This window comes from Neisseria sp. HMSC070H10, from assembly GCF_001837635.1.
In the GTDB taxonomy this organism is placed as follows: domain Bacteria; phylum Pseudomonadota; class Gammaproteobacteria; order Burkholderiales; family Neisseriaceae; genus Neisseria; species Neisseria subflava_A.
The window spans coordinates 1-6894 of record NZ_KV833357.1; the positions used below are offsets into that span (position 1 = coordinate 1).

4 protein-coding genes are annotated in these 6894 nt (G+C 46.3%); 3 read left to right on the plus strand and 1 reads right to left on the minus strand.

The features are described 5' to 3' along the window. Positions 1-819: YadA family autotransporter adhesin (locus tag HMPREF2606_RS10875; protein ID WP_210400402.1), on the plus strand; the 819-nt coding region annotated here is incomplete at its 5' end. Between the two features lie 238 nt (positions 820-1057). Here the strand turns inward: HMPREF2606_RS10875 and dusA are convergent. Next, positions 1058-2062 (minus strand): tRNA dihydrouridine(20/20a) synthase DusA, encoded by a 1005-nt coding sequence (gene dusA, locus HMPREF2606_RS01205; protein WP_070843165.1) that lies wholly within the window; start codon positions 2060-2062, stop codon positions 1058-1060. Between the two features lie 217 nt (positions 2063-2279). Between dusA and HMPREF2606_RS01210 the strand changes: the two genes are divergently transcribed. Next, positions 2280-2900, plus strand: coding sequence for an L-threonylcarbamoyladenylate synthase (locus HMPREF2606_RS01210; RefSeq protein ID WP_070843166.1), 621 nt, complete (start codon positions 2280-2282; stop codon positions 2898-2900). A gap of 561 nt (positions 2901-3461) precedes the next feature. Beyond that, positions 3462-6894, plus strand: a 3433-nt coding sequence (locus tag HMPREF2606_RS10880; protein WP_283122325.1) for an ESPR-type extended signal peptide-containing protein, incomplete at its 3' end; no start/stop codon positions are given.

Consider the following 6894-nt stretch of genomic DNA (forward strand, 5'->3'; position numbering starts at 1 on the left):
GATGGTACAGCTGCAGCTAAAGGTGATACCGGTGAAAACGGTAAGTCTGCTGAAGGTAAAGTTGAGCGTGATGAAGCTAAAGGTACTTCTACCATCACTATCAACAACTTCGATAAAGACGGTAAAGTCATCTCTACTTCTACTGCAACCGTGAAAGATGGTAAAGACGGTAAAGACGGTAAAGATGCTGATGGCACCTTCGGTCTGGTTGACGAGACTGGTACTACTGACGGCTCTATCTCCAAACCTCTGAATAACACTATTCAGATTAAAGGTGATGCGGGTACTAAAGTTCAAGTATTCGACAAAGCAACCGGTAAGACTTCAGAGAAAGAAGTTCAAAACATCTTCGTTAAGAAAGACGGCGATGCGCTGAAAGTCAGCATGAACCCTGATCTGACCGTTAACAGTGTTACTACTAACGAACTGAAAGCAGGTCCTGTAACCATCAACCAAGGTGGTATCGATGCCGGCAACACTACTATCCAAAATGTTGCTCCAGGTAAGAAAGGTACCGATGCGGTTAACGTTGACCAGCTGAACCAAAAATTCGGCGATGTGAACAGCAATGTGAACAAGGTTGACAACAACGCCCGCGCAGGTGTGGCTCAAGCTCTGGCTACTGCCGGTCTGCCACAAGCTTACTTGCCAGGTAAGAGCATGCTGGCTATCGGTGGCGGTCACTACCGCGGTGAAACCGGTTACGCTGTCGGCTTCTCTAGCATCTCCGATGGTGGTAACTGGATCATCAAAGGTACTGCTTCCGGCAACTCACGTGGTCACTTCGGTGCTACCGCAGCAGTTGGTTACCAATGGTAATCTGACTTTCAGACGGCCTGAAAAGGCCGTCTGAAAAGACGAAGCAAAGTAAATGCGGCCTAATTTAGGCCGCATTTTTTTATGCTTAGATTATGTGTTGGGTTTATTCGATGAATTAATCATCATAGTAGCTAAAGAGAAATGAAAATATCTTTAGCAGTCTGTTGCAATTTAAAAGGCCGTCTGAAACATTATTTGATGTTTCAGACGGCCTTTCATTTATTCGCACGATATGGCATTAGTCCCAAATATTTGCGCGTTCGACTTCTTTCCATGCGTCTAGAATCAGGCTGCCGTCGTTGTCTTTCAGCAAAGCGGCATCTGAGAGCATACGGCGCCAAGTGCGGGCATTTTTTAGGCCGTGCATCAAGCCCAGTGCATGGCGGACGATGTGGCGTAGGATGGTGCCGCGCCCTGAGGCGATTTGTTCGCGGCTGTATGCGTATAGCCAAGCTGCTAAATCTGCGTATTGGATTGGTGCGTGTGTGTCGTTGTAAAACAGTACATCCCAATTGCGCATCAGCATTGGATTATGATAAGCCTCGCGCCCGATCATGACCCCATCGACAAATTTCAGATGTTCGGCGATTTCTTCGTTGGTGGTGATGCCGCCGTTAATCAAAATTTCCAAGTCGGGAAAATTTTGTTTTAAGCGATAGACGTATTCATATTTGAGTGGCGGGACTTCGCGGTTTTCTTTCGGGGATAAACCGTCTAACCAAGCATTACGCGCATGGACGATAAATGTGCGGCAGGCTGTTTTTTTGTGTAATGTTCCCACAAAATCTGCTACGACTTGATATTCTGTTTGTCTGTCTACACCGATGCGGTGTTTGACCGTCACCGGAATTTCAACTGCATCCTGCATCGCGTTCAAACAATCTGCCACTAAATCTACATCATTCATCAGGCAAGCGCCGAAAGCGCCTTTTTGAACGCGTGGGCTGGGGCAGCCGCAATTTAGGTTGACTTCATTATAGCCATACGCTTCAGCCGCTTTGGTAGCGATTGCCAAGTCATGCGGATCTGAGCCGCCAAGCTGTAAAGCTACCGGTTGCTCGCCTTCGTTGAAACTCAAAAAGCGGTCTTTATCTCCGTAAACCACTGCGCCTGAATTGACCATTTCGCTATAAAGCCAAGCATTGCGTGTAATTTGTCGCGCCATAAAGCGATAGTGTCGGTCTGTCCAATCGAGCATGGGGGCAACAGACAAGCGGCGGGAAGGTAGGGAAGAAGCAGGCATTGAGATGACTTTCAAACAAAATAACGCATTATATAGTGTATTAAATTGACTTTCGATATTAGCCGGTAAATCAAAATTGTATATAAGGTATCACTGGGTGCAGCCGTGTTGTAGCAGAGGCTAAATCCATTCATGGTGGTGGAAATCCAATATTCAGACGGCCAAATAAGTTTTAAAATGTCAAACAACAAACCATTAGAATGATAAGGAAAAAAACATGGCACAATTTTTCGCCATCCATCCCGATAATCCCCAAGACCGCCTCATCAAACAAGCCGCCGATATTGTCCGCAGTGGCGGTGTCATCGTTTACCCTACGGATTCCTGCTATGCGCTGGGTTGCAAACTAGGCGACAAAACCGCGATGGAGCGCATTCTCACAATCCGCAAAATCGATCAAAAACACCATCTGACCTTGATGTGTGCCGATTTGAGCGAATTGGGTACTTACGCCAAAGTAGATAATGCCCAATTCCGCCAGCTTAAAGCAGCTACGCCCGGCAACTACACCTTTATCTTGCAGGCAACCAAAGAAGTACCCAATCGCACGCTTCACCCCAAGCGCAAAACCATTGGCCTGCGTGTTCCCGATAACGCTACTGCCTTGGCACTTTTGCAAGAATTGGGCGAACCTATTTTAAGTTGCACCCTCATGCTGCCCGAAGACGACGAGCCATTGACCGATCCATACGAAATCCGAGACCGTCTTGAGCATGCTGTTGATTTGGTTATTGATGGTGGCTGGTGCGGTACTGAGCCGACGACGGTTATCGATATGACCGATGGTACCGAGCTGATTCGTCAAGGCAAGGGCGATATTGCCGTATTCGGTTTGTAAAACCATCCGCGTTTGTATTAAGTAGGAATATACGTGTTCTTTCTATTATGTATTAAAAGCATATTGCCGATTTTATTGATAGCTTAAAAACCAAATTATTCAATGTAAGTAGATGTTCAATATCATTTCATTAAAGGCCGTCTGAAACATTTCAGACGGCCTTTTTCTTTCGTTTTTTAATAAATAATATTTTAAATAATTGGCATATGAGTTGCATGGTTACTGTGTTTGCTTGTGACTTGTCAATGGAATGCAACACACCGCTTATTAATAGAAACATGGCTGAAACCCTTTTGATAATTGGTTTTTTTGGTAGAAAGCCGTGATTTTATTTAGAAATTAAAGATAATCGGTTGATATTTCTGACTAGCGGATATTTAGTAAGTATGAAATACTATTTCACTTCGAGATAGTAAAAGACCTAAATTTCGTCTTAAAGTGACAATAAACGTCAGCTCGAAGCAAGCATTTTGCAGGGAAATCCTCCGCAATAGATTTTTTAAAGTAGCGTCATGCTCACGCCTACGCTTTTACCCATCATAAAAAGAGAAAGACACACTAATGAATAAGATATTTAAAGTCGTTTGGAACCGTACGATTCAATCTTTCGTTGTAACGTCCGAATTGGCCAAAGGCCGTGTGAAATCGTCTGCAGAACAAAACAGTACAGATGTATCTGCCGAATCCGGTAAAAATGGTATCGCGACAGTTTTCAGATTGACAGTGATTTCGGCAGCTCTTTTGGGTGCAGGTAATTCGTATGCGGCAACTGCGGGACGTGGGCTAATTGCGGTTGATCCTCCAACCAGTGCTACTGCGGTCAGCGGTGCAACAGCGACCGGTATTGGTGCTCTGTCAGTAGGAGCATCAGCCAATGCCACGGCTAATGGTGCAGTTGCGGTAGGTACGAGTGCAAATGCAACACATAATAACAGTCTTGCTGTTGGTACAAATGCCAAGGCTACTCAAAATCATGCTGTTGCGATGGGTGCAGATACAAGTGCAAGTAGTTCACATGCAACAGCGATAGGTAAAAGTGCTAATGCTGTTTCTACAGATTCAACAGCATTGGGTGCAGATTCCAAAGCAAATGGTACGCAAGCGACAGCGGTAGGTAAGAATGCACTTGCTAATAATATCGATACCACAGCACTTGGTAATTCAGCTCAGGCTTATGGTATTGGCTCAATGGCTTTGGGCAAATCCAGCACGTCAAGAGGTCAAGACGGCATTGCAATTGGCAGCGGCAGTCAGGCTGCAGCCAATGCGCAAAATGCCATTGCGATCGGTACCAATGCAGTGGGTTATCAAAGTGAGTCTATCGCTATAGGTAATTCAACCCAAGCTCAAACTGGAAATACCATTGCCATCGGTAAAAGTGCAGTGGCAAATTCTCCAAGTTCGGGTAGTGCGCCATCAAGTGCTATTGCACTTGGTACAGACGCGAATGCAACCGGCCTTGGTACGATTGCTATTGGACGTGCATCTGGGGTTCTTTCCCAAAACATTATGCACCCGGGTTTAACTCACAATAATATTGCTATTGGTAATACGGCTCGAGTAGGCGATTCAAGTAGTCCTAAGATAACTCAGGCTATTGCTATTGGTTCAGGTAACCGTGTCGATGCACAGGGCAGACCTGAGGGCGCGTGGGCAAAGGGTGACCAATCTATTGCGGTTGGTGGTAATGTTGTAGCTGAGGGTAATTCATCTATCTCGGTGGGTGGTGATGACCTTGATAGTGTTGGTGGTACCCAATATTCAGGCAGCGCAACGGACAAATTCATCAAATACAATGCCCAAGGTGCGAAAGTTGGTGAATATGCGCTACGTGGTAAAAATCTGCGGGATATCTATAAAGAAATGACCGGAGATACAATGAATAGCGGGGTTTATGGTAATACCATTGCCGGTCAAGGTTCTGTTGCATTAGGTGTGCAGTCTAATTCATCTGCCGATTTGTCTCTGGCTATTGGTACTAAATCTCAAGCCACTGCCTTTGGTGGTGTAGCTTTGGGTACAGGTGCAAAAGCAACTTTGCTGAACTCTGTGGCTTTGGGTACGGCTTCTAAAACCGATAAAGAAGGTCGGGCATACGTTCAACGCGAAATTATGGGTGTAACCTACACTTGGGCAGGCGGTCAAACTACCGATGCCGGTGATGTTGTGTCTGTCGGTTCTCAAGGTTACGAACGCCAAATCATTAATGTATCCCCTGGCGATATTTCCGCTACCTCTACTGATGCAATCAACGGCTCACAGCTTTATGGCGTATTGAATGCGCTTGAACGCGTTCGTTATTTTTCTGTTAAGTCAGAAGAAGGCAAAACTGACGGTACGAAAAACTGGAACAATGACGGTGCAAAAGCAACCAATTCGATTGCCATCGGACCGAATGCGGCAACAAGCACTGGTGCGACGGGTAGTGTTTCTTTAGGTCATAATGCCAACGTACTTGGTTCATCTTCTGTTGCTGTTGGCCCAAATGCAACTGTAACTTCAGGAACTGTGGGTGCCGTGGCTTTAGGCTCTAATGCCAATTCCCGCGGTACAGGCTCTATTGCTATAGGTTTGAATACAGAAAATGATCGCAATTACTCTATAGTCGTCGGTGCTCACAGTAGAGCTAACTACGAAAATGCAACCGTTGTCGGTGCAAGGGCAGCAGCACAAAATAACGGTACGGCAATGGGCTATTTGTCAAATGCAGTCGGTGATGATTCTGTTGCAATTGGTCATCAGGCGCAGACAACGCAAGCTTATTCTATCGCCATTGGTAAGCAGGCAAACAGTTCAGGCCTTTATTCCACCGCTATTGGTTCCTCAGCCCAAGCTGCCGGGCAGAATAGTTTTGCCGGCGGTAATAATGCAAAAGCAACCGGAAGCGATTCAATTGCTTTGGGTAGTGGTGCGACGACTACGATCGGTAGCTCTGTTGCATTGGGTAATGGTGCTGTTGGTGCCGCCAATAATTTTGATGCAACAGCTAAAAATGCGACATTCAAAAACGATAGCGGTGCGGTAACCAACGTCAGCTATGCAGCTTCTTCATCTGCCAAAACAGGTGCGGTTTCTGTAGGCAGCACAGGTAATGAACGCCAAATCCAGAATGTTGCTGCAGGCCGTATTTCCGCCACTTCAACCGATGCAGTTAATGGTAGCCAACTGTACACAGTTATGAACAATGTTGGACACAATATCCAACAAAATGGTACAGACAAATCTCGTATCAATAACAACGGTACAGTCAACTACGCTAATGGCAACTTGACGACCGTTGCAGTTACCGATGGCGAGAATGCATCAAAAGTCCAAATCAACGTCACTCAAGGCACATTGTCTGTCAATAATAATGGCACAGTGTCCGCACCGACTGCCGGTGTGGCGACTGCTGGTGATGTAGCCAATGCCATCAATAATGCCAAAACCACAACCAAGGTGGAGGCAGGCAATAACGCGCACGTTAATAAAACAACTTCAGGCAAAGAAACCACTTATACCGTCAGCGCAGATAAAGCAACGGTACAAGTTTCCAATGCTTTGAATTTGAACTCTAATACCACAACTGCAGCCGATGGTGCCGTCACAACTAATTACAGTATCGATCTCGCTCAAAGCACTAAAGATAACATCCAAAAAGGTGTGGATGCCAAAACCACCGTTGACAGCAAAGGCCTGACCTTCAACGGCGACAGCGGCAGCACCAATATCGAAAAACTCGGCTCCACCGTGACCGTTGCCGGTGACGACAACATCACGACTGAAGCCCAAGACGATAAAGTGACTGTCAAGCTGAACAAAAACCTGGTCGTAGACAGCGTCAAAGCCGGCGACACCACCGTGAACAACGACGGTGTGAAAGTCGCAGGCGGTCCTAGCCTGACCAAGTCCGGTATCGATGCCGCAGGTAACAAAGTGACTAACGTGGCCGCCGGCGACCTCAATGCCAACAGCAAAGATGCCGTCAACGGCAGCCAACTGTTTGCGACCAACC